Raw genomic sequence first — 24,824 nt, 5'->3', positions numbered from 1 at the left:
TATACAATTACAGGGAAAAATTATGAACACCGTTACCCAAAACCCCAGCGCCATCTAGTTAAATAGAAGGCCAATCCTAAATCCGGTGCTTAAGGCAATTGGAAAGTTGGAAGCTCCGGTGGAGTAGCCAAACTGATAATCATACACATTGCGTGAGCTGTAGCCGTATCCTATCCCACCAAAAATGTCGATGGCTATTAAGTTGTTGAATATCCATTGATTCCCAATGTTAAAAATGATGGCCGTGGCGAATACCTCCTTGGAGTCACGCTTGTAGTAGGAGGCTGCCACCTCTGGACGGAAGTAGGCTCCCTTGAGCACGTGAGCGTAGCGCATGCCCTTGATGTAAAAATCGGGGCTCTTAATAAACTTATAGCCAATACGGAGCGAGCCTCCGCTGTAATCGTGGTCGTAGTGCTTACCGGCACCAATAATGCCCACGCCAAATTCAAGGCTTGCCCCTGGTTTTAGACTTCGTTCGTAGATAATTTCGGAATAGCCTATTAAGGGTGAAATTAGCCTAAACTTTAGGCAATTCTTACGCTGATCGGAATAGAAACTTGTGTCGGTCATAGAGTTACTCAGGTTCATGGTTGTTCCTGAGGCCAAAATAACCCTCCTTACTTCATTCTTATCGATCACCATAACAACATCGTTGCCGGGAAGTAGATACTTTATCTCATCGGTTCCAATCTCTTTTACCTTGCAAACTATACGTTCGTTATTCAGTTTTACAATGGTGTCCTGCTGTGCAAAGAGCGCTATGGAACTTAATATCAGAAAGGTTAGAACTAAAATGTATCGCATGGCTTTATCGATTAGGTTATTTCACCAAGTTATTCCGATTTTTTGCCGAAGGCAATACCCGTGGTCAAACAGATTGGAGGGAGGATGCGGTGTAGGAACAAAGGAAGTGTTAGAATGGGAAAATGTTTATGTTTCTAACATCGATATTTATAGCATTCGATCAAGGATAACGCCTTATTTTTTGTTCTAAAAGTTTCAGTACAGGATCATGCTGGATAGGTTCTGTTGGGTTCTCCAAGGTATCTTTTTATGGATTGCTGCAGCGCATCCGATTTGATGGGCTTGGTTAAGTAATCGTCGAAAATGTTCCCATACTGCTCTATTTCGTGCTCCATTGCGTATGCCGACTGGGCAACAATGGGGAGTTCAGGACGAAAGGATTTAATCTCTTTGGCTGCTGTGTAGCCATCCATTATTGGCATCTTAATGTCCATCAGAATTAGGCAAACCTCAGGATTCTCTTTACATATGCCAACCGTTTCTTTCCCATTTTTGGAGTGAATGAGCTTAAGCTCCGTGTCGGCAAGCAGCTCGGCAATGAGCAGGTAGTTGTATTCCTCATCTTCGGCAACTAAAATTGTGGCCTTTTGCTTTTTTTCTGGAGGGGTGGTCACCACAACCTTCTCCAAGCTGTGGCTAGGGTTGTAGGGAATTGTAAAGTAAAAAGTTGCCCCTTTTCCTTGTTCAGACACTACCCATATTCGGCCACCAAGCAGCTCCACAAATGCTTTAGATATGGCAAGACCTAGGCCCGTTCCACCATACTTTTTACTGATAGAGATATCTGCCTGATTGAATCGCTCAAAAATTTTCTCCTGCATCTTTGCTTGGATGCCTATTCCGGTATCCTTTACGTAAAACTCCAGTTCACCATCGCCAAGGCTATAGCCAAACTCAACGTACCCTTCCTTTGTGAATTTTATTGAGTTGGCAAGTAGATTGGAGAGAATTTGAGTTAATTTGGTTCTATCGGTAAATATCTCCGATTGGGCATCGTCCAGCTGTGGTTTGGAAATAAAGGATATTTGGTGATGCTCGGCCTGCCCTTTAAAGATGGTAAATAGCTCGGTAAGAATGTTGTTTATGCAAACCTTCTGAATGGTAAGCTTCTCCTGCTTGGTTTCCAGTGAAGAGATGGTGAGCACATCGTTGACAATGGATAGCAGCTGGTTGGTGCTGTTTACGATAATGCTCGTAAAATCTCTGCGTTTCGCCTCTTCCAGCGCCGGCTTGTTGAGCAGCTGTGAAAATCCGATGATGGCATTCATCGGTGTTCGAATTTCGTGCGACATGTTTTGTAAGAAGGCTGTTTTTAGCTGATTACCCTCTTCCGCTTTTTCTTTGGCGCGATAAAGCTCATTGTTGGTTTGTCGTAGCTCTTCGTTTAGGGTTTCGTACTCCTCGTTTATCAATTTTATGTCGCGTTCACTTTTTTCTGCTTTCTCCTTGGCTTGCTTTAACTCCTGTTCAACCCTCTTTTGCTGGGTAATATCCACCTCGATTCCATCCCAGTAAATCATTCCTTTGTATCTTCGCGGGCTTGAAACTAGCAGCGACCATCGTATACCTCCATCGGGTGCGTTAATTCTTATCTCCAACTTAAAGACGGACATATGTTTGTATGCAGCGGCCCCCTCACTAATCATCCTATCAACGTCGTCTTTATGCACCCTTTGGTATATGAGATCCGGATTTGCTATTGCTTCCTCGGCGGTGCATCCGTAGAATTTGTTCACCGAATCACTCAGATAGGTAAATCTTCTGTGCCTTTCGTCGGTGGACACGGTTTGGTATATCATGCTGTTGGCAAAGTTGTTGGAAATTTGCCGCAGCTGCATAGCGCTTGTTTCAATCTTCTCCTTGGCTGCAATAATTTCAAGTTCAGCATTCTTGCGCTGTGTAATATCCACAACTATTGCTGCAAAGGCCTTTTGCCCTTCATACTCAGATAGCTGAATATGCACCTCAATGGGATATTCCGTTCCATCTTTTCGTCTATGCTTAGTTTCTAAGTGTAGAATTGGGTTCTCACCGTTTAATATGGGAGAAAGCGCATTAATAAATGATTCACGTGAATACAACGGCTTGATGTCGATAGGTGTAAGCTGGAGTAGTTCTTCCTCTGTATAGCCTAAATTGGTAAGAGCTGCATTGTTGGCAAAGCAGAATTTAAGGGTGGTGATATCGAACACAAAAATTTCATTCAGTGAATTTTCAATGATTTTGGAGAGGCTGGTAATTCGCTTCTTACTCTTTTTGCTTTCTGTAATATCCCTTACAAAAACTAGTGCACCGTGCTTATTTTCGTAGGTAAATGGAACTCCAGAAGATTCAACATCCACGTACGACCCATCGAGCTTGATAATGATTTGCTCTAGCGGAGTCTGTATCTCTTTTTTGTTGTTTAGCCCCACAATTCGTTGCTTGACCTTTTCGTAGTAGGAGGGGTGAAACCGCTCCATTACCTGTTTTCCTAGCAGATCTTCACTCGATTTGGCACCAAACAGCCTAATGGCCTGCTTATTCACGTATGCAAAGCGCCAATCGGTTTGGATAAAAATGGCCTCAGGTGCATTTTCTGCCATGAGCCTAAACTGCTCTTCGCTCTGCGCCAGCTTGGTGTTAACTTCCATTACGGACTCCATGCTTTGCGTGAGCTCCTCGTTTATCTGCAGGTACTCCTCATTTAGCGATGCATACTCCTCGTTCTTCCGCTGCAACTCAAGTTGGTTTGGTTTAACGTCGGTAATGTCGTGAACTGTTGAATACAACAATGGTTTGGTGCCAATAATAATCCTTCCGCTGTACACCTCCACTTCGCGTATTTCACCCGATTTAAGTTGATGTTGGAAGTTGAAGTAGCGCTTTCGAAGCGAAACGGCATTATTAATCTCTTGCTTAAGTTTTTGGGGTGGTAGTGTGTTGATTTTCCCAATTTTTAGGGAGGTAATCTCTTCACGCGTGTAGCCATAGTAGTCGAGCGCAGCGTTGTTGGCATCTACAATTTGCTCTGTGTCTGGGGCAATTAAGAGAATTACAGAGTTGTTTTCGTAGAACAGCGCCATATACCGACCTTCACTTTCGTTCCTGAGGTTTTCGATTCTGGCTTGTCGTTGTATATGCTTTTTTACTAGATAGAAGAGGAGAAGCGAGGTGAGAATAACGTAGAAACTACCCTTGTAAGTTTGGAATTTGGTTATCAATTCCTTATCATAAATAAAGTAGTTGAGGATATTATCGGAAAAGAAAATCCATAGAAATCCAATAACCAGATACGTTGTAGTGATTCTATAGTCAAACCGTATCTTTTTCCAATCTCCAAATGCCATTACTGTGAGTTTAGTTAGTTTTGATTATAAGGACATTGTTGTCTGGCCTTTACATGTAATTCTATGGCTATATAATAGTTGCAAAAATGGTCAAAACGACTAATTTCTGTAATCTCAAAGTTAGGTTTTTTTCACATTTGAGTCACCTTCCAAAATGTTTAATGATAGTAGTATGTTTTTTATTTGTCAATTAGGTAGTCTACATTATCGGGATTTATAGAGTTCAATCTTAGTACCTTGGCTTATTTTTAATCTCTTCGTAGTATTTCTCAAAACCAACTTTCTCGATTTTCCTGTTTATCTCAACCGACCTTTTGTACAAATGCTCATCAAATCCGGTATTGCTGCAGGGAAACTCTGTGCACTGAAAACAAAAATCAACGCCCTTCTCCTTGTGGCAATCTCGCACCTTGCAGCTCTTGAATAGCTTACATGCCTCTTTTCTACAGCCGCTGCATTGTGCTGTTGTAAAATGGGTTAGGAGTTCTTTAAAGTCAGCGTATTTTTTAAATACAGGTTCGTTGAGCAGTTCGGCAAAGCGTTGGGCATAAACATCGAAGTTACCCAATGCCTCTTTCAGCTCTATGCTACTCCTTCTGATAGTTCCATCGGTATAGGCAAAGCATTTTCCACAGTGTATGCCGCACGGTGCGAGCCTGTTTAGTATATCCTCTCTCATGTGGCTATCCATATAGTTTTTCTTGAAGAAACTGTTAAACACTAAGTATTACTCGGTAGGTAGCGGTATATTATGCTGCCGTAGAAACGAAAGTTTATCCCAGTAGCCACGCTGGAGTTCTATTTTTCCATCAACTATGTGGAAAAAGCCGCATCCTCTTAACCCAATCGGATCTTTCCATTCTAGTATTCCCCACTCTCCATCTTCAAATATGTTCTCCACAATGCATGCCATTTTGGCTGCTGCAAATTCTTTCTTAAACATCTCCTTGATTTGAGCCTTTCCTACTACTGGTTCGTTTGCTACCTGGTGGTTGATTGCGTCGTCATGGTAGAGTTCCGCAAGGCCAGTAGCATCATACTTGTTGAATAGCTCAACGAATTTGGCAACAATTTCCCTTGGTTTCATCATCTCTGTTTTAATTTATACTGGTAATATCAACTCCTTTTGCCATCGAATTGCTATTAATATCTCCAATACTCAAAATACTGTGAAATACAAAGTCTGTTCTCCATCTTCTATTTTTGTTGGCAACAATGTATGCATACTTTTTTGGTTGTTGGTTAATATATTTTTTCGAGAACCAAAGTACGCATGCGGGGTGTTTTTCAGGCTCATTGTCCTGAGCATGCAACCACTTCCCATTTTCGCCCAGCGACTCGCCATGGTCGGAGAGGTAAATCATGCAAGCATTTAGCGATGAAAGACGGTTTATCACTCTGCTCAAAAAATAATCGGTATAAACTATGGTGTTGTCGTACGAGTTGACGATTTCATCGTTGCTTGCCGAGACAATATTTTTTGTTTCCAGAATTGGCTTAAAAACAGTGGTGCTGTCAGTGAAATGGTCGTTGTACCACCAATGGCTGCCAATAGTGTGTATTATAATTAATTTACGCGGAGCAGCCTCATTCAAGGCTTGATCAAGATGCGGGAGATCATCGGCATCGAGCCATTTTTTGTTATAGTTATAAACCGAGAAGCTTGGATTGACGTAGTCCACCTTTTTTGCCTCCTTTACAAACGGCGTGTAGCTGGGTGCTGGCTCCTGGTTGGCAATCCAAGTGGTGGCAAACCCACAGTGGTTAAAAATGCTGATAAATGAGCACTCGGTGATTGAGGGTTCGTGGTTTACACTGTCCGATCGGGTTAGAAAATGTGCTAAACTGAGGTTTGTGTGCGTCCACTCCGAATAGATGTGTGGGTAACTCACAACGGGTAACTTGCTAAGTAGTGGATTGGTTGCTCTTTTGTAGCCATTCAGCTGAAAATGGTCTGCACGAGCAGCCTCCCCAATAACCAAAACCACTGTTATTGTATCGGTAGTGCAGTAGGCATCGGTGTCAACCGCAACGCGCGGCTTGCTGTCGTTTTGGAGCTCACCGACATACTTTTTTGAAACATAGTAGATGCTAAATGGCAAACGGTGGGAAACGGTTTTATAACGTAGCTGATTCACCTCAAATACTGATAGGCCAATTATGCAAACGGCAATAAGTTCTATCAGTTTGAATTTATACGACATAAATTTAAATCGAAAAATCACTGCAACTATTGATATTGCAAGAGAACTAGCACAAAATAACAGCACTGGAAGAGTTACTAAATCTAACGAGGTGCGTAGATCGTTGTGCAATGCCGCATCTAATATCGACGTTGTTAAGCTTACATTCTGGAAGTATGCAAAGTATGCAATAATGGATGTTGCCAAAACTTCTATTGGGAAAACAACGGCAAATAAATACTTGTTTATGGCCATAAAATAGTAGAGTGTAAAGCAACCCAGCATCACAATCTGAAAGTGTCCAATTGTTAGTATCCAATCTTTCATCCCATCAACAGGTACGTGAATATAGTTTGACAGAGTAAAAGCAAAGCCGGTAAAAATTGTTACCGCAAAGACAAATAGCAAGAAGCGAAAGTTGATTTTATCGAGCATGCTGATTTCTTAGTGATGTGAAAGTTTTGTTGTCCAAGAGGATTGAAATTAGACTAAAATATTTCTTGTCAAAATGGTTGGGTTTTGGCCTTATTTAACCATCTTTCAACTTATCAAAATTGTTGTAAAACGTCTAAAAATACAAATGATTTTTAGAAGATATAGTGTCGATATACGATTGGAATAGAGTATTCAACACATTGACAAATGTAGCGCATTAGCGTACTACCCAAGTATGCCTTCAGTTATTACCCGCCACAATTCAGTTTTTAGTTATTAATTGCTGTTGCCAAGATGGTTAGGCCCATTGAATTCAAAATTTGGCTCTTTTCCCAATCAGGTAAATATAAAATTTTGTGGAGGTATTATTTTATGCGAGAGGTTTTAATTTGTGTGCTAAGCATTCATTTTGTTTCTTAAAACGAGAGCGCTTTTGTAATATTGTTGTGGCAAATGCTTGGGTATTTTGGTACATTTCCTATGTATTTGTTTAGTGCTGCTATCCTATAATGAAGTTCGCCATGAAAAGAATTCAACGTGGTTTTTTAGGAAAAAGGTTATTGGTTTTCACCTCTTCTGTTTTGCTATTTCCTCTATCGGGTCAGGCCCAGAGTGCTCATTTCCCGCTTCCTCCAGAGTGGTCAAAGGGGGTCATCTGGTATCAGATTTTTGTTGAGCGGTTCTTCAATGGTGATACTACTAACGATCCCAAACCCGAAAATACTTATACTGCTCTATCGGGCAGAGCTCCACAAGGATGGGCTATTACTCCATGGACACAAAATTGGTATAAACAGGATAGCTGGGCCGTTGGGAACGGAAAATCATTTAACGATAATTTGCAGGAGAGACGTTATGGCGGTGACCTGCAAGGGGTAATTGATAAGCTGGATTACCTAGCCGACCTTGGCGTTACAGTTATTTATCTTAATCCTATAAACGATGCACCTTCGCTGCATAAGTACGACGCACGTTACTACCACCATGTGGATGTAAACTTTGGTCCCGATCCTGCTGGTGATAACAAAATCATAGAATCAGAAGATCCCGGCAATCCCGCTACATGGAAGTGGACATCGGCTGATAAGCTTTTTCTAAAGCTGGTTGATGAGGTGCATAAGCGTAAGATGAGGATAATAATGGACTACTCATGGAATCATACGGGAACAGAATTTTGGGCGTTTAAGGACATCATTAAGAATCGCGACAAGTCGGCCTATAAGGATTGGTATACCGTGTATGCGTACGACGATCCGGCCACTCCCCAAAACGAATTTAAGTATGCTGGGTGGTATGGCGATTACCTTCCAGAAATTAGGAAAGTAGAGGTGTCGTCGGCTAAGGACATGCACCATCCCTATGAAGGAAACCTCAACGAGGGCGCTAAGCAGCATATTTTTGCTGTAACCAAGCGTTGGCTTGCACCCAATGGTGATACTGCGAAAGGAGTTGATGGCTATCGCCTCGATGTTGCGGACTTCATCCCCTCGGGGTTTTGGCGCGAGTACCGCACTTTTGTTAAGAGCATTAAGCCGGATGCTTATCTGGTGGGAGAAATACAGTGGTGGATGGATAAGATGATGCCCCCTGCCTACTATGCCAATGGGGAGGTGTTCGATGGAGTTATGTTCTACCACCTTTATCGTCCCGCTCGAAGTTTCTTCTCTCTTGCCAATAGTGCAATTGACGCTCGTGAGTTTGTTGACAGCTTACGCTACCAGTGGAACGGGCTGGAGGTACCATTTCGATACTCCATGATGGATGTCTCCTCCACTCACGATACGCCAAGAATGCTTACAAGCTTTTATAATCACGGGAAGTATAAATACAGAGCAAAACCATACGAGGATTCCTTGTATAAAACTGGCAAACCCGACGCGGAATCATACCAACGCCTTAAGCTATATCTTATTCATCAATTTACTAATGTAGGGGCACCCGATGTATGGAATGGAGAGGAGATGGGAATGTGGGGTGCCGACGATCCAGATTGTAGAAAGCCTCTGTGGTGGAAGGAGTTTACGTTTCAACCAGAAACGAGGAACAATATTCAGCCCGGACCTGCAGTTTACGATTCGGTTGGTTTTAACCAGGAGTGGTTCGATTTTTATAAGAAGTTAATAGGCATTCGCAATGGCAATCCGGTGCTTGCTACTGGTAAGATCGATTTTGTAGAGGCTCAAGGGAAAACATTGGTGTACAAGCGGTATGATAATGATGCCTGTATATATGTTCTGTTCAACTTGGAGTCATCCAGCAAAACGTTTACATTACCAGAGAAAGGCAGCTATCGAAATTTGCTAGACGGCACGGCAATTGATGGTGATGCCATTTCCCTAGAACCTTTATCTGCCGCAATTCTTTCGCGAGTTAAGTAAATGGCTGTTGCAGGTTTTTGCCAAAGTTTGCAGGTTGAGGTGTTCTACATCGGTTTTGTTACCGCAGTTGCTAGCGTTACCATAGTAGTAATTTCGGGTGATGATAATTCCACAACTGGCGATTGTAAACATTAATGCGGATAGAACAAAGGTGGCTAAAACTTTTTTTTGATGTTGCATAGGGTTGAACAATTAAGCGTTAAACAAGCTATTTTTCCCTATTATTCGTACTGCTTAAAAATCAAAGGTATAGAAGATTTCTATCCTCTGATTTGCTGAAAAATATCAAAGTGTATCAGTATTATTGAAATGCCATAGCTGAGGCAGATAAGTTTTTTGCTAAAACACGTTGTAGAATTGGGGGACTCTATTCTCATCAATTTTTACTTCAGAGAGCGATAGTTTGAATAGATGAACACCGATTTGGTAAGTTATGAGGCAAACCTACTTGATTGTAGTTTGCCTTTTATTTTATTGAAAATCAACAAAAAGATGATGAATATCACCATGTTTATTTGACAATCAAGTATTATTATTGTAACTTTCAACCTTTTCAATGTTTTCAAATAGATGGCAAAGAGTCAATTGATAATTACATGAAGGAAATTGAATGAATACAGCCAGCAAAGAAGAAAGCCAAACAATAGTACTCTTCAATCTCGATGGGCAGCATTACGGATTGTATTTGGCTGCTGTTGACCGCGTTGTTCCAGTTGTAGAAATAGCATCGTTACCAAAAGCTCCTGATATTGTTATGGGCGTTGTCAATTTCCATGGTGAGATAATTCCTGTTATCAATGTCCGCAAACGCTTTAATTTACCAATTCGGGCGTTGGAATTAAACGATCAACTCATTATAGCACGAACCTCAAAACGGCTTGTAGCCCTTGTTGTTGATTCGGTATTGGGCGTGCATGAGCTGAAAAACTCACAGCTAGTTAATATTGAAGAATCGTTTAGGTATACCAATTACCTTGCTGGAATTGCTAAGGTTGATGATGATATTGTGCTGATACACGATCTTGAGAAGTTCCTTTCGCTCGATGAGCAGCAACAAATTGATAAAGTTCTTTCAAAAGGCAAAAAATGAGCGCTATTCTAACCGAAGATACTTTATCGCAGCTGAGCGAGTTCATTGCTTCCAACTTCGCATTGAATTTTCCCAGAGACCGGTGGGGCGATTTGGAGCGAAATATACGAATTGCTGCAACAGAATTCGGTTATACCAACATCGAGGAGTTTATTCAACATATTATTACTTCCCCTCTCACCCACGAGCGAATGGAGATATTAGCTGCTAGCCTAACCATTGGAGAAACCTATTTCTGGCGCGAGCCTCATACATTCGAAGCCCTCGAAAATGTTATTATACCCGAAATTATTCATCATCGTCTAAACGGTGAAAAGAGAATACGTATCTGGAGCGCTGGGTGTTCCACTGGTGAGGAGCCATACTCTATTGCAATTGCGTTAAGAAAAACGATTCCGTTCATCAAGGATTGGAATATTTCCATACTTGCAACAGATATCAACCCCCGAAGTTTACGCAAAGCCTCAGCTGGTGAATATGGTAAATGGTCGTTTCGGGGAGCACCGCCGTGGTTAAAGGAGAAATACTTCACTCAAAAACCAAATGGTCGCTTGGAGATTATCCCAGAGATTAAGGGTATGGTGAAGTTCGAATACCTGAATTTGGCCGAAGATATATACCCGTCATCGCTGAATGATACCAATGCAATGGATATAGTTTACTGTCGAAACGTACTAATGTATTTTTCGCAGGAACGGTTTAGGCAGGTTGTACGGGATTTCTATAAGTCGCTAGTTCAGGGTGGGCATCTTTTGGTATCGGCCAGTGAACTTTCACTTCAAAATTTCCCCGATTTTACTCCAGTCAACGTTCAGGGCATGGTACTTTACAAGAAGACCTCAGGAAAAATTAAAAAACTTCGCCAAATTAGTGTTCTAGAAACACCACCCGAACCATCATTTTTGGAGCCTATTCCGAAACCTGAAACGAGTGAAAATACAAAATATCAACCTCAACTTGTTGATTCAGAAGTTTTAAATGATGTTTCTTCACCTGCTGATACAAACTATGATAAATCATTAAAGTACTATTCGGAAGGAAGGTATGGGGATGCTGTTGAGACGCTTCAGAACGGGGAGCTAAACGATAAGGAACAAATTCTATTGATTCGAGCTTTGGCAAATGTGGGAAAGCTCGCTGATGCAATAAACGCCTGCGAAAAGGTGATTTTGTCCAGCAAGAGTGATCCACGTGTACACTATCTGTATGCCACAATTCTTCACGAAAATAATCAACTCGATGAAGCGGTAGCCTCCCTGAAACGCGCAGTATACTTGGATTCCAATTTTGTTTTGGCATACTATTCTCTGGGGAACATTTATAAGCAGCTTGGTAACGCTAAAGCGGCAAAAAAGAGCTACGACATCGTTGTATCAATACTCGATAAGAGTAGTCATGAGGATATTCTCTTTGAATCGGAAGGGCTAACGGTTGGAAGGTTCAAAGAGATTATTCGTGCTTCGTTGAAGGCAGGTGTGTAAGCAGCAATACTCAATAAATGCAAGCAGAATGAAAATGAGCCATGAAGGTATAGATAATATAGATTACCAAAGGGATTATCGCCAGGTGCATTTAGTGTTTCCGTGGTGAAGTTTTCAGAATAACTCAATTTGAAACCGAGAATATGCGAAACGCAAATGAGAATAGTGACGAAGTTAAGAGTAGGGTAAATTCTCTAAATGAGTCACTCGAACAAAGGAGTGCTTCTTCTGATGAAGAGAAATTGTCCATTTTAAAAGCTAGATCCCATGCCTTAGCCTTTGAAGAGAAGGATGAAACGGCTGGTAAAGTTTTTATTGAGGTTGTTGTTTTTGGCTTAGCGTCGGAAACCTATGCCGTTGAGAGTTCATTCATTAGCGAGGTATATCCGCTCAACGGTTTTACTCCATTACCAGGTACTCCCTCCTTTGTATTCGGAATTATTAATGTTCGTGGTCAGATTATCTCGGTAATCGACCTGAAAAAATTCTTCAACCTACCCGAAATAGGATTGGGACAACTTAACAGGGTAATTATTATCCGCAGTGAGAGCATGGAGTTCGGGATACTGGCTGATAGTATCCATGGTACTCAATTGGTATCAACCGATAACATTCAAACGTCACTTCCAAACATAAGTGGTATTGGCGGTGAATACCTGAAAGGCATAACTGCGGAGCATCTGATTATTCTTGATGCCAAGAAAATACTTGACGATGAAAGGATGATTGTAAACCAAGAAGCTAAGTAAACTTTAATTAAAGAGCTATGATTATGAAGTGGACAATTGGAAATAAAATTGGAGGATTAATTGTATTCTCGGGATTAATGTTCCTCATTCTTGGCATTTTTGCCTATGCAATGATAGTCAAGCTTAATGAGAGTATTGGCTGGAATGACCATACCTATCTTGTTTTGCAGAACGAAGAAATGGTAATCTCGTTGCTAAAGGATGCTGAAACGGGGCAGCGTGGCTTTATCCTTACTGGCGATAACCAATATCTTGAACCTTATAACGAAGCAACAAAGAGTATATTTAAGTATATTGACAATGGAGTTAAATTAACTAAAGATAATCCTTTGCAGCAGGAGAGGATTAAGAAAGTTAAGCTTATGGTTGTTGATAAACTTGAAGTTCTAAATCAAACAATAAATCTCCGTAAGAATAATGGTTTTGATGCTGCGCTGAAAGTTGTCCTTACCGATAAAGGTAAAATGCTAATGGACAACATTCGACAGGCGGTTGATGAAATTGAAAATACCGAAAGAGGTCTGCTGGAAGTCCGGAATAGCAGTATGCAGACGAATGTCCTTTTGACAAAATCTGTTATCATTTATGGCACTTTATTAAGCCTGATATTTATTATTCTCATCGGGATTTTAATTGTTCGTAATATTTCTAGACCCCTCAATGAGATAACCAAAATTGCAACAAGAATAAGTGAGGGCGATTTAAATGTTGAGCTGATGGTGGTTGAGCGCAGTGATGAAGTTGGAATTCTACTGCAGAACTTCAAAAAAATGATAGACGCTCTTAAAGGAATGGCTGCTGCGGCTCAAAAAATTGCTGCCGGTGATCTAACGGGATCTATAACACCGCAGTCAGAGAAAGATCTTCTTGGGAATGCTTTTTTGCAGATGCTGAACAATCTGCGCAGTATAATGAAAGATATTTCAGAAAGCGTTAACCTACTTGCTTCATCTTCCAGTGAAATACTTGTAGCCACTACACAAATAGCAACCGGTTCATCGGAGACTGCATCCGCCATAACCGAAACCACAACAACAGTGGAGGAGGTGCGACAGGCAGCTCAGCAATCAAGCCAAAAGGCAAGTCGTGTTTCGGAAAATGCACAGCAGGTAGTTCAGGTAACCCAAATCGGTCAAAAAGCCGTTGATGAAACCCTAGGCGGAATGGAAGAAATTCAAAATCAAATGGAATCGGTGGCCAATACCATTGTCCGTTTGAGCGAGCAGAGCCAGCAGATTGGAGGTATTATAGCCTCGGTAACCGATGTGGCCGATCAATCGAACCTGCTGGCTGTAAATGCAGCCATCGAAGCAGCTAAAGCCGGAGAGCAGGGAAAAGGATTTGCCGTTGTTGCTCAGGAGATTAAAAACCTTGCACTGCAGTCGAAGCAGGCTACCGTTCAGGTGCGCAATATATTAACCGATATTCAAAAAGCCACCAGCTCCGCCGTAATGGCCACCGAGCAAACCAGTAAAGCGGTGGAGAATGGCGTAAGGCAATCGGCTCAAGCTGGCGACGCCATTAAAAAGTTGGCCGAAAGCAGCACCAAGGCTGTTGAGGCAGCAACGCAGATTGTAGCTTCGAGCCAGCAGCAGACCGTAGGCATGGATCAGATTGGGATGGCAATGCAGAATATCAATCAGGCTGGAGCCGAGAATGCTGCAAGCATGGTTCAGGCCGAAAAGGCTGCTAAGAGTCTAAATGAGTTGGGCCAGAAGCTGAAGGTTTTGGTTGAACAGTATAGGATTTAGAAGAAGTTAAGGTGGAATAGCGTATTTGGTATGATGTGGATGACAAGACTTCTATTGATAACAATTACTAATTGGAGATATTGGTATGAAGAAATTCTTTGATTTGGGTGGTAGAAATAAAAGGGAAGCAGAAATGCACGCTGCTTTGCTCTACGCCCGTAGCCTTATTGAGGCAAGCCTCGATCCACTTGTAACAATTAGTGCTGTGGGAACCATAACCGATGTAAATAAAGCGACCGAATTGGCCACGGGAGTACCTCGAGAACAATTAATTGGCAGCTTATTTTCCAATTACTTTACGGAACCCGAAAAAGCCAAAATTGGATACGAGCAGGTACTTTCTATGGGTGTTGTCAGAGATTATCCTTTAACATTGCGGCACAGCTCTGGCAAAACAATTGATGTACTATACAACGCAACTGTTTATAAAGATGAAGCGGGAAAAGTTCAGGGAGTTTTTGCTGCAGCCCGCGATGTATCAGATAAAAATAAGGCAGAACAAGAGCTTATAAAACGAAAAAGATTATTAGATGAGACGGGCAGACTTGCAAAGGTTGGTGCTTGGGGAATGGATATTAAAGCCGGTACTCTTTACTGGTCAGAGGTAACTTACAATATACATGAGGTAGAGTCTAGCTTCATTCCAAATTTGGAAACTGCAATTAAATTCTATGCTCCAGAAGCTATTCCAATAATATCAAATTGCGTAGACAGAGCCATTAAATTTGGTGAACCTTTCGATGTAGAGCTTGAACTAATAACCGCAAAAAAGAACAAGTTATGGGTAAGGACAATTGGGGAGGCATACATGGAAAATGGTGAAGTTGTAAAGCTTAGTGGTGTTTTCCAAGATATAAATGAGCGGAAATTATTGGAAATAGAATCCATTAAGAAATCTGAGCTGCTTGAACTTCTATCTTCCGAGCTGGAAATAATCATCGACGGCATTCCTGGCTTGGTTTTTTATAAGGATACGGAGAATCGATATCTCCGAGTTAACAAGTATATGTGCGAAAATTACAAAATGTCCAAAAAGCAGTTGGAAGGTACATCACTGAATGACTTACACTCCAAAGAGGAGGCACAAGCTTATTGGGATGATGATCTTCAAGTTATAAGGAGCCGACAACCAAAGATTAATATCGATGAACCTTGGGAAACAAAAAATGGAAGAAAATGGGTAAGTACATCTAAGATTCCATATTTAAACAAAGCAGGGGAGGTTGTTGGTGTAATTGGCGTTTCAATTGATGCCACCGAGAGAAAGCAGGCTGAAGAAGAGCTAATTAGGTATCGAGATCAGTTGGAAGAAATGGTAAAAACACGTACTGCAGCATTGACAGGTATTTTGAGCGAAGTAAAAGATACTGTTAATATTTTAGTTGCATCCACCAGCGAGATATTAGCTGCTACTACTCAGGTTGCGTCTGGATCAGTTGAAACATCAACTGCAATTAGCGAAACTACCACAACCGTTGAAGAGGTGCGACAAGCTGCGCAGCTTTCCAGTCAAAAGGCAAGCCGTGTTTCGGAAAATGCTCTACAGGTATCTCAAGTTACTCAACTTGGCCAAAAAGCAGTAGATGAGACATTAACTGGGATGCACGAAATTCAAACTCAAATGGATTCAATGGCAAATACAATTATTCGTTTGAGCGAACAAACCCAACAAATTGGAGGCATAATTGCCTCGGTAACCGAGGTGGCAGATAAGTCGAACATGCTAGCGGTAAATGCTGCGATTGAAGCTGCTAAAGCAGGCGAACAGGGAAGAGGGTTTGCCGTAGTTGCTCAGGAAATTAGAAATCTTGCACAACAGTCAAAAGAAGCCACAATACAGGTGCGTAATATATTAAATGATGTACAGAAAACAACTAGTTCTGCTGTAATGGCGACAGAACAAACTAGCAGAGCGGTTGATATTGGCGTAAAACAATCGGCTCAGGCTGGCGATACCATTAAAAAATTAGCAGACAGCAGCAGCAAAGCAGTTGAGGCAGCAACACAGATTGTGGCATCGAGTCAGCAGCAGGTTGTGGGTATGGATCAGATTGGGTTGGCAATGCAGAATATCAATCAAGCTGGAACTGAGAATGCTGCAAGCATGGTTCAGGCCGAAAAAGCAGCCAAGGGTCTAAATGAGCTGGGCCAGAAGCTGAAAGTTTTGGTTGAACAGTATAAGATTTAGGTTATAGGCTATTAGGCTATAGGAAAATAGGCTTTCCTGACTATAAACCTACAGCCTAATAGTCTTCATCCTAAAAGCTAAACATTAAATATAAAGGAAGATGCCCCAATGGATACAAAAGACGAAGAATTCATAAAACGACTTCAAGCCATGTTCAAGGTTGAGGCGGAGGAGCATATTAACGTGCTCTCCAAGGGCTTAATTGAATTGGAGAAGAATCCAAATAGCATAGGGACCGTGGAGCTGATCGAATCAATTTTTCGTGAGATGCATAGTCTGAAGGGGGCGGCACGGTCTGTTGGAAGGAGCGATATTGAATCGTTATGTCAGGTTTTGGAGAGCATTTTTGCCAAGTTCAAGAACAATCGACTCTCTTTTTCTGCCTATCAGTTTGATCTTATCCATAAAGCCATTGATACCATTTCGAAAATGGTTACAGGGGTATCGATAGCCAGTTCCAACGAGGTGAGAGGATTAATAAAACAGCTACAATCCATCGGTGATGCTAATCATTCGATTACAAAAGCGGTTGAGCCAATAGCTACAGTTAAAACTCCGCGAGCAATAAAAACGGCAGCTGAGGTACCATCAAGTAATTCGGCATCTCAGAATGAACCCGTTGAGGAAAAATTGCTGCAAATAGAATCGGTAAGAATCCCTATAGCAAAGCTTGATCCCCTGTTTTTGCAAGCAGAGCAGATGATTCAATCTAAAGTAACCTCTGCTCAAAGGGTAGTTGAGCTAGGGGAGATGCACGATCTGATTAATTCATGGAAGGTGGAGTTGGTTAAAACGTATTCCCTCCACTCAGCTTCAAGTCCGGCTCAATCGAAAGAGATAATTAATTGGACAACTGAACGGATGGATGAGCTGGAGCGACATCTCAGTACCATTATAAATGAGTTAGAAAGTGATCAACGTTCGCTAAGCCGGATGGTAGATGAGCATGTTGAGTCGATGAAAAAGATACTAATGCTCCCTATTTCCACAATTACAGAAGGGTTTCCAAAGCTGGTTCGTGATCTTGCTCGTGCTCAGAAGAAGGAGGTGGAGTTTACTATTCAGGGGAAAGAGGTTGAAGTGGATAAACGAGTTTTGGAAGAGCTTAAGGACCCATTGGTGCATTTAATTCGGAATTGCATCGATCATGGCATAAAAACTCCATCAGATCGGCTTAAGGCAAAAAAAACTTCTTTTGGAACTATTACTCTTTCTTTTTCAGCAATTGAGGGCCATAACCTCGAAATTAGCATTTCGGACGATGGCGAGGGCATTAATACCAATAGAGTAATTTCAGCTGCGATTAAGTCGGGTATTATCACAAAGGCGAGCGCAGAAACAATGTCTCCGCAAGAGGTGCAGGATTTAGTTTTTAAATCGGGTATTACCACAAGCCCCATGATTACCGATATCTCTGGGCGTGGTTTGGGCTTAGCTATTGTTCGCGAAAAGGTAGGAAAGCTAGGGGGAACCGTTTCCGTCGATAGCCATCTAAATATTGGCACAACGTTTCGCATTCGGCTGCCGCTCACCCTTTCAACCTCAAGAGCCGTTTTGGTAAGAACTGGCGATCACCTCTTTTTTATGCCAACTGCAAATGTGGAACGGGCTATTAGGATTAGTAAGGATGAGATCAAAACCACCGAAAATAGGGAGACAATCCTGCTTGGTACAGCGATTATTGGAATTATAAAGCTTGGCGATGTGCTTGGAATTAGGAATACTGTTAATGGATCTACAAGGAAATCGGGTGCTGATCAATCGGTTAGCGCTATTCAAATTATTGTTCTAAAGCACGATGAAAAGCGAATTGGCTTTGTGGTAGATGAAATTTTCGACGAGCTCCAAATTCTTGTTAAAAAGTTGGGTAAGCAGCTGGTTAAGGTAAGAAACATGGGCGGAGCAACCATTTTGGGGAATGGAAAAGTTGTGCCCATTATCAATGTTGCCGATTTGATGCAGTCTGCAACCCAAATTAGCGCACCAATAAAGGAGCCGAAGGAGGTGGTAGCCGATGCGGCAAAGAAATATAGAATTCTTGTGGTAGACGACTCAATCACCTCCCGTGCTTTAATAAAGAGCATTGTGGAATCTGCCGGTTATATAGTTGAATCAGCGGTGGATGGTGTTGATGCCTACACGAAAGTGTTGGTTGGGGAGTTCGATTTAGTTGTATCGGATGTGGATATGCCCAGAATGAATGGCTTTGAGCTTACCGCAAAGATGAGAAAGGAGAAGAAGCTTGCTGAGCTACCCGTGGTGCTGGTTACAGCCTTGGAATCGCGAGAGGATCGCGAGCTTGGAATAGATGTTGGGGCCAATGCCTATATCGTAAAGAGTAGCTTCGACCAAAGTAATTTGCTGGAGGTGATAGAAAAATTGATATAGAAGGGTTGGAAATTGGAAATTTGGAAACAAAACAGTTCTAATTGACATGATAAAGGTTAGCGATTTGGACGTTTATAAACTGGCGGAGGAATTGGCCGATATGATATGGAAAGATTTTGACAGCTGGGATAAAAAGGTTCAAAACACAATTGGATACCAAATTATCCGATCTTCCGATAGTATCGCTGCAAATATTGCCGAAGGATATGGCCGGTTTACACCCCCCGATCGAAGAAAATTCTATTTGTATTCACGTGGTTCCTTTGAGGAAACTAAAGCATGGTTGAGAAAGTTGATCCGCAGAAGAATCCTTAATGAAACCCAAGCAGAAAAGTACCTTATAATAATTGAGAAATTCGGACCAAAATTAAACACCTTTATAAATACCACAAAATACAGTGAAATTGAGAATTCTAGATTGGAAACTTGAAATTGGGAAATATTGGAAAGTAGGTTAAAGTTGGGCTACTAATTTCTATTTTCTAATTTCAATTCTTCGTAAATAAAATCGCAATAATGATAAAAATCCTAATAGTTGAAGATTCCCCCGTAATGCAGCAGCTGCTAGTTTATGCGATTAGCTCTGATCCAATTTTTAGTATTGTTGGAGTTGCTAACGACGGTGAAGAGGCAATCGACGCGGTTGCTAAGCATTCTCCCGATGTGATTGCAATGGATTGGCATATGCCCAAATTAGATGGCTATGAGGCTACGAAGATAATAATGGAGACGAATCCAACGCCAATTGTTATTGTTACTGGAAGTGTAAACGTTAAGGATGTAACCTTTTCATTTAGCATGATTGATGCAGGTGCTTTAGCCATTGTTAAGAAGCCCCCAAGCGTAGATCATCCCGATTATAAAAAAGATACCCAGGAGTTGGTTCAGACACTTAAATTGATGTCAGAGGTGAAATTGGTTAAACGAATTGCCTCTCGGTCTAAAGTAAATTTTACTGCTAAACCCGAAATAAAGAAAACAACAAATACGGAAGCAGCAATTCAGCTCATTTCAATTGGTGCCTCAACGGGAGGCCCTCTGGTGTTACAAAGAATACTCTCCAATTTGCCCAAAAATATTCCAGTCCCAATTTTAATTGTTCAACATATTTCTCAAGGTTTTGTCGAAGGTTTTGTTGAATGGCTTAAGAACACCACCCATTTTCCGCTACATATTGCCTCTCACGGAGAGTTTCCATTACCGGGTCATGGTTATATAGCACCCGATAACTTCCATATGGGCGTTGAAAATGGGCCCAAAATTGTGCTGAGTAACCATGGGTTGGAAAATGGGCTACGGCCATCCGTCGCTTTCCTATTTCGTACATCAGCGGAAGCATTTGGGGCAAAAGCGGTTGGCGTTTTGCTTACGGGAATGGGCCGCGATGGGGTAGATGAGCTGAAGCTTATGAAAGATTGTGGTGCCATTACTTTTGCGCAGGATAAGGAGAGCTCGGTTGTGCATGGAATGCCTGGCGAGGCTATAAAGCTAAATGCAGCAACCTATATCCTTTCACCCGAAAATATATCAAAGACTATAAGTGCACTGTTTTCAAAATAAGTTGGGAAATTATGGACAACAAAAAGAGCTTGAAAAGTGATTTTAATTACATTTTGATAGTTGAGGATAGTCCTTCACAAGCAGCGCTATTACAGTATATTCTTGAGAAAGGTGATTATAGATCAATAATTGCTCAAGATGGTGAGGAAGCTCTTGCTCTTATCAGAGAGAATAAACCATTGTTGGTTGTCAGCGATATTGTAATGCCTAAGATGGATGGTTACGACCTCTGCAAGGAGATAAAATCGAAAGATGCAACCAAGGACATACCCGTTATTTTGATTACCTCACTTTCGGATGCGAAGGAGGTAATTCACGGACTTTCATCTGGTGCTAACAGCTTTATTACTAAGCCATTCCGCGAGTTATCTTTTCTGACTAATGTAAATAAAATCCTTTCCGAAGAAAATGGTCAGGTTCAAAATACATCTCCTTTTAGTGTAGAAATTCTATTTGAAGGAAAAAAACGATTTATCAATTCGGATCAGCAAAGCGTAATCAATTTGTTGTTGAATATTTACGACGGAGCTGTTCAGCAAAATGCAGAACTTGTAAAAACCCGCGATGAGTTAAGATTGTTGAACGAAAGGTTGGAATCGTTGGTGGAGGAACGAACACAAGATTTGTTGGCCGAAACTAAAATTAGCCAGCAAATTGCAGAGCAGCTGAAAGAGAGCGAATTAATATTTAACCAATTTATGGAGTATAGCCCCGTTTATGTCTTTTTTAAAGATGCTCAGACACGCTCGCTTAGGCTAAGCAAGAACTATGAGCAAATGCTTGGTCGACCTATTAATGACCTGCTTGGCAAAACCATGGATGATCTTTTTCCATCAGAATTTGCTAAAAAAGTTGTTGCTGACGATCTGAAAATTCTTCGCGATGGAAAGCCAGCTATGCTTGAGGAAAAGTTAAATGGGAAATACTATAATACAATTAAGTTCCCCATTTATGTTGAGAATATACCTACCTACATAGCTGGTTTTACAATCGATATCACCGACCATAAATTGGCAGAGGAAGAGATTAAGCGCAAAAACGAGCAGCTGCAGATTGTAAATGCAGAGAAGGATAAATTCTACTCTATTATTGCACACGATCTGAAGAGCCCCTTTAATTCGATACTAGGCTATTTAGATATGCTAACGAAAAATTTTCGAACTTACGATATCGAAAAGAAGGAAGGAATGCTTGGTATAATTAACACATCAGCACAAAATACCTTTTCCTTACTGGAGGACCTACTCATTTGGGCACAATCGCAATCGGGTAAAATTTCTTTTGAGCCCAAGGAGTTGGAATTTTCAGATATAGGCTTGGAGGTAGTTGAAAATTTAAAACAGACCGCTGATAAAAAAAGCATCACCATAAATAGCTCTTATGGTAAGGGGACTGTTGCATTTGCCGATGCGGATATGCTGAAAATTGTTCTGCGAAACCTGATTTCTAACGCCATAAAATTCACCCATAAAGGAGGTCGAATTGATATTGGTGCCACGCAAAGGGATTCAAGCCTTACCATTTCTGTTACCGATAGTGGAGTTGGGATTGCACCGGAAATCTTAGCTAACTTATTTAACTTTTCACAAACAAATACCACAATAGGAACTGATAATGAGGGAGGAACTGGTTTGGGATTATCCTTGTGTAAGGAGTTTGTTGAAAAGCATGGTGGTAGAATTTGGGCCGAAAGTGAGGTGAATAGGGGCAGCTCTTTTTACTTCACACTTCCGCTGAGAGATCGAATGGATTAAATTTGTATAATAACGCACTATTTTTCAGCAAACGGTATTAATTACAAACCAAGTAGAATGAATAGAAAAACTACAGAGATAGAGCGAACACCCAGTGTTACTTAAAATTTTTCTGGAAACATTGACTGACAACTCTACGATATCCCCGTTACCGAGGTAAATCGTTGCACAATATCTTTCAATTATTTTACTAATAATGAAAGGACGCTATGAAAGACACAGTAGATTCGGAAGAGGCTGTTTTCCAAATCCTAATAGCAGAGGATAGCCCAACTCAGGCAGAGCAGTTGAGATACGCCCTTGAGAAGAATAGCTTTGAGGTAATTGTGGCCAAAAACGGAAAAATGGCTCTTGACCTTGCTCTGGAGAAGTTGCCAGCAATAGTTATCAGCGATATTGTTATGCCTGAAATGGATGGGTACGAATTGTGCAAAGCCATTAAATCAAATGAGACCACGTCAGATATTCCAGTAATTCTGCTAACCTCCCTCTCTAATTCCGAGGATGTGCTGGAAGGGCTTGCCTGTGGTGCCGATAATTTTCTTACCAAACCCTATTCCGAAAAATATTTACTGTCTATCATTGACCAAATCATTGCCAATAAAGAGTTCCGTCATGGTGATATCGTAAGGGTTGGCGTTGAAATATCATTTGGGGGTAAGAAACGGTTTATAACGGCCAATCAGCAGCAGATGCTTTCACTGCTCATCTCCTCCTATGATGCAGCAGTTCAAAAAAATTCTGAATTAGTTCAGGCACAGGAGGAGCTGAGAACAATAAACGAGCGTCTTGAAGAATTGGTTGAGGTACGAACGGCTGATCTATCCGCTGAAATCGAGGTTCGTAAAAGAACAGAGGCAGATTTAATTGTTGCCAAAGAAAAGGCGGAGGAGAGTGATCGGTTGAAGACCGCATTTTTGCACAACATCTCCCATGAGGTGCGCACGCCCATGAATGCGATTATTGGCTTTTCCGGATTTCTTAGCGATCCTGCCCTTGCGAGTGAAAAGCAAGTACAATTCATCGACATAATCACTCAAAGTTGTTACCAACTTCTTGGCATTATCACCGACATAATAAGCATTGCAACCATTGAGGCAGGGCAGGAGAGCACCGCAGAGGAGAAGGTTGACCTAAACATGGTGATGAATCAGACTTACGAACATTTCCAGCCCAAGTGCCAATCCAAAGGTCTTACATTGGTGTCGGAAAATATACTACTCCACGATGAAGTTTTGATCATGTCGGACGAAGCAAAGCTCTTACAAATATTGACAAAGCTGCTCGATAACGCCATTAAGTTCACAAAGGAGGGATATGTTAATTTTGGGTATAGCGTAAAGGAAAGAGAAATAGAAATTGAGTTTTATGTGGAGGATACCGGTATTGGCATTTCCCCCGAAATGCAGCAGGAAATATTTAAACATTTCAGCCAAGTGGAAAGCACTGGTGCTCGCGAATTTGGAGGCTCTGGATTGGGGTTGTCTATATCAAAAGCATATGTTGAGCTTCTTGGTGGTAGAGTTTGGCTAAAATCAGAATTAGGAAAAGGTTCAACGTTTTACTTTACAATCCCCCATAAAAAAACAATAGCGAAAATTGCAGCCGATAACCAACCCATAGGTGGAGCGAAAGCTGACGCAAACATAACCAAAACCCTCCTAATTGCGGAGGATGAAGAATCGAACTACATGCTTTTGGAGGAGATTCTTTCGAACTTGAACCTTAATCTGGTGTGGGCAAAAAATGGTGTGGAGGCTATTTCTATTTGTAAAGAACAGGAAATTGATCTCATCCTGATGGATATTAAAATGCCCGTTATGGATGGCTTTGAAGCCACAATGAAGATAAAAGATTTTAATCCCAACATGCCCATTATTGCTCAAACAGCATACTCCACCGACTTTGATAGGAATAAAGCATTTGGTTGTGGCTGTACCGACTACATCTCCAAACCTTTTAAGATGGATTTCATTATATCAAAGATTAAAGAAAATTTGAGGTGAGTGGGAACGGAGCAAGAAGTGATCATGAATGTAATTGCATACTGATGGTTACATGGTTCTATCCCCCAAAGTGACAACCGTGAGATTAATTTAAACTGAAGGATGCAAGATATTAAAAACATAAGAATTTAGTGGTCAAATACTTGAATTAAAAGTTGTTGCAAATATTTTAGAACGATAGCACTCCAATAGAACTATTAGCAGATGCTACAAACGATAGTTTTGAAGCCATGATTTGGGCAGAGCGTGAGGAGAAAAGAGAAACTCCTTTGAACTTGTCCCATTCTTGAATTTTTCAAATTCACTTTTTTCTCATCTTCAAATTTCCCCATTGTCTTAGTCAACCCCCTCTTTTCTTATTTTAATGTTTCCAATTCAACAAATCATTTCCTATCTTGGGTAACGAAAACAACCCAATAAACCGCTTGCAAACCTACATCTATGCTTAACATTGCGCTCTTTGGCCCTCCGGGGGCAGGAAAGGGAACCCAGTCCGAGTTTCTCATTAAGAAGTATAACCTCTTCTACATTTCCACGGGCGATCTACTTCGCCGTGAGTTAGCCAACAATACCAAGCTGGGACAGGAAGCGCAGAGCATTATTGCCGCCGGTGGTTTGGTCCCTGACGAAATTATTGTGCAGATTATTGAGAACACCATTACCGACAACCCCGATGCCAACGGCTTCCTCTTCGATGGTTTCCGTCGCACCTATATTCAGGCCTA

General features: G+C 41.3%; 17 protein-coding genes. 12 read left to right on the top strand and 5 right to left on the bottom strand.

Going from position 1 to position 24,824, the window contains the following annotated elements; all coding sequences use genetic code 11:
- Positions 1-54: 54 nt before the first annotated feature.
- The 5 genes from VMW01_11920 to VMW01_11900 all read right to left on the bottom strand — a co-directional run bounded on the left by VMW01_11920 (position 55) and on the right by VMW01_11900 (position 6,754).
- Positions 55-807, bottom strand: coding sequence for a hypothetical protein (locus VMW01_11920; protein ID HUW06958.1), 753 nt, complete (start codon positions 805-807; stop codon positions 55-57).
- Positions 808-1,013: 206 nt separating this feature from the next.
- Positions 1,014-4,136 carry a PAS domain S-box protein gene (locus VMW01_11915; protein HUW06957.1) on the bottom strand — a complete coding sequence of 1,041 codons (3,123 nt, stop codon included), beginning with the start codon at positions 4,134-4,136 and terminating at the stop codon, positions 1,014-1,016.
- A gap of 229 nt (positions 4,137-4,365) precedes the next feature.
- Entirely contained in the window at positions 4,366-4,815 is a 450-nt protein-coding gene (locus VMW01_11910; protein HUW06956.1) for a DUF3795 domain-containing protein, read from the bottom strand.
- A 48-nt stretch (positions 4,816-4,863) separates the two neighbouring features.
- Entirely contained in the window at positions 4,864-5,226 is a 363-nt protein-coding gene (locus VMW01_11905) for a nuclear transport factor 2 family protein (protein HUW06955.1), read from the bottom strand.
- 7 nt (positions 5,227-5,233) lie between these two features.
- Positions 5,234-6,754 carry a phosphoethanolamine transferase gene (locus VMW01_11900; GenBank protein HUW06954.1) on the bottom strand — a complete coding sequence of 507 codons (1,521 nt, stop codon included), beginning with the start codon at positions 6,752-6,754 and terminating at the stop codon, positions 5,234-5,236.
- A gap of 521 nt (positions 6,755-7,275) precedes the next feature.
- On the opposite strand from VMW01_11900, the gene VMW01_11895 reads away from it, so the two are divergent.
- The 12 genes from VMW01_11895 to VMW01_11840 form a co-directional block, all read left to right on the top strand.
- Positions 7,276-9,132: an alpha-amylase family glycosyl hydrolase gene (locus VMW01_11895; protein HUW06953.1), complete on the top strand. Its 1,857-nt coding sequence runs from the start codon at positions 7,276-7,278 to the stop codon at positions 9,130-9,132.
- A 610-nt stretch (positions 9,133-9,742) separates the two neighbouring features.
- Complete coding sequence (locus VMW01_11890; protein HUW06952.1) at positions 9,743-10,222, top strand: chemotaxis protein CheW; 480 nt, start codon at positions 9,743-9,745, stop codon at positions 10,220-10,222.
- Positions 10,219-11,703 (top strand): CheR family methyltransferase, encoded by a 1,485-nt coding sequence (locus tag VMW01_11885; protein HUW06951.1) that lies wholly within the window; start codon positions 10,219-10,221, stop codon positions 11,701-11,703. The genes VMW01_11890 and VMW01_11885 overlap by 4 nt, the downstream gene beginning before the upstream one ends.
- A 143-nt stretch (positions 11,704-11,846) precedes the next feature.
- The gene (locus VMW01_11880; protein ID HUW06950.1) at positions 11,847-12,452 is read left to right on the top strand and encodes a chemotaxis protein CheW; all 606 of its coding nucleotides are present in this window, start codon (positions 11,847-11,849) and stop codon (positions 12,450-12,452) included.
- Positions 12,453-12,475: 23 nt separating this feature from the next.
- Positions 12,476-14,203 (top strand): CHASE3 domain-containing protein, encoded by a 1,728-nt coding sequence (locus tag VMW01_11875; protein HUW06949.1) that lies wholly within the window; start codon positions 12,476-12,478, stop codon positions 14,201-14,203.
- An 85-nt stretch (positions 14,204-14,288) separates the two neighbouring features.
- Complete coding sequence (locus tag VMW01_11870; protein HUW06948.1) at positions 14,289-16,391, top strand: methyl-accepting chemotaxis protein; 2,103 nt, start codon at positions 14,289-14,291, stop codon at positions 16,389-16,391.
- A gap of 108 nt (positions 16,392-16,499) precedes the next feature.
- Entirely contained in the window at positions 16,500-18,779 is a 2,280-nt protein-coding gene (locus VMW01_11865; protein ID HUW06947.1) for a hybrid sensor histidine kinase/response regulator, read from the top strand.
- Between the two features lie 46 nt (positions 18,780-18,825).
- On the top strand, positions 18,826-19,209 hold the full coding sequence (locus tag VMW01_11860; protein HUW06946.1) for a four helix bundle protein: 384 nt from the start codon (positions 18,826-18,828) through the stop codon (positions 19,207-19,209).
- Positions 19,210-19,295: 86 nt separating this feature from the next.
- Positions 19,296-20,339, top strand: a complete 1,044-nt coding sequence (gene cheB, locus VMW01_11855) for a chemotaxis-specific protein-glutamate methyltransferase CheB (GenBank protein ID HUW06945.1) — start codon at positions 19,296-19,298, stop codon at positions 20,337-20,339.
- 11 nt (positions 20,340-20,350) lie between these two features.
- Complete coding sequence (locus VMW01_11850; protein HUW06944.1) at positions 20,351-22,093, top strand: ATP-binding protein; 1,743 nt, start codon at positions 20,351-20,353, stop codon at positions 22,091-22,093.
- Between the two features lie 209 nt (positions 22,094-22,302).
- Positions 22,303-24,099: a response regulator gene (locus VMW01_11845; GenBank protein ID HUW06943.1), complete on the top strand. Its 1,797-nt coding sequence runs from the start codon at positions 22,303-22,305 to the stop codon at positions 24,097-24,099.
- 441 nt (positions 24,100-24,540) lie between these two features.
- Positions 24,541-24,824: nucleoside monophosphate kinase (locus VMW01_11840; GenBank protein HUW06942.1), on the top strand; the 284-nt coding region annotated here is incomplete at its 3' end.

This window comes from Williamwhitmania sp., from assembly GCA_035529935.1.
Taxonomy (GTDB): Bacteria; Bacteroidota; Bacteroidia; order Bacteroidales; family Williamwhitmaniaceae; genus Williamwhitmania.
This window is presented reverse-complemented; position numbering and strand designations above follow the sequence as displayed.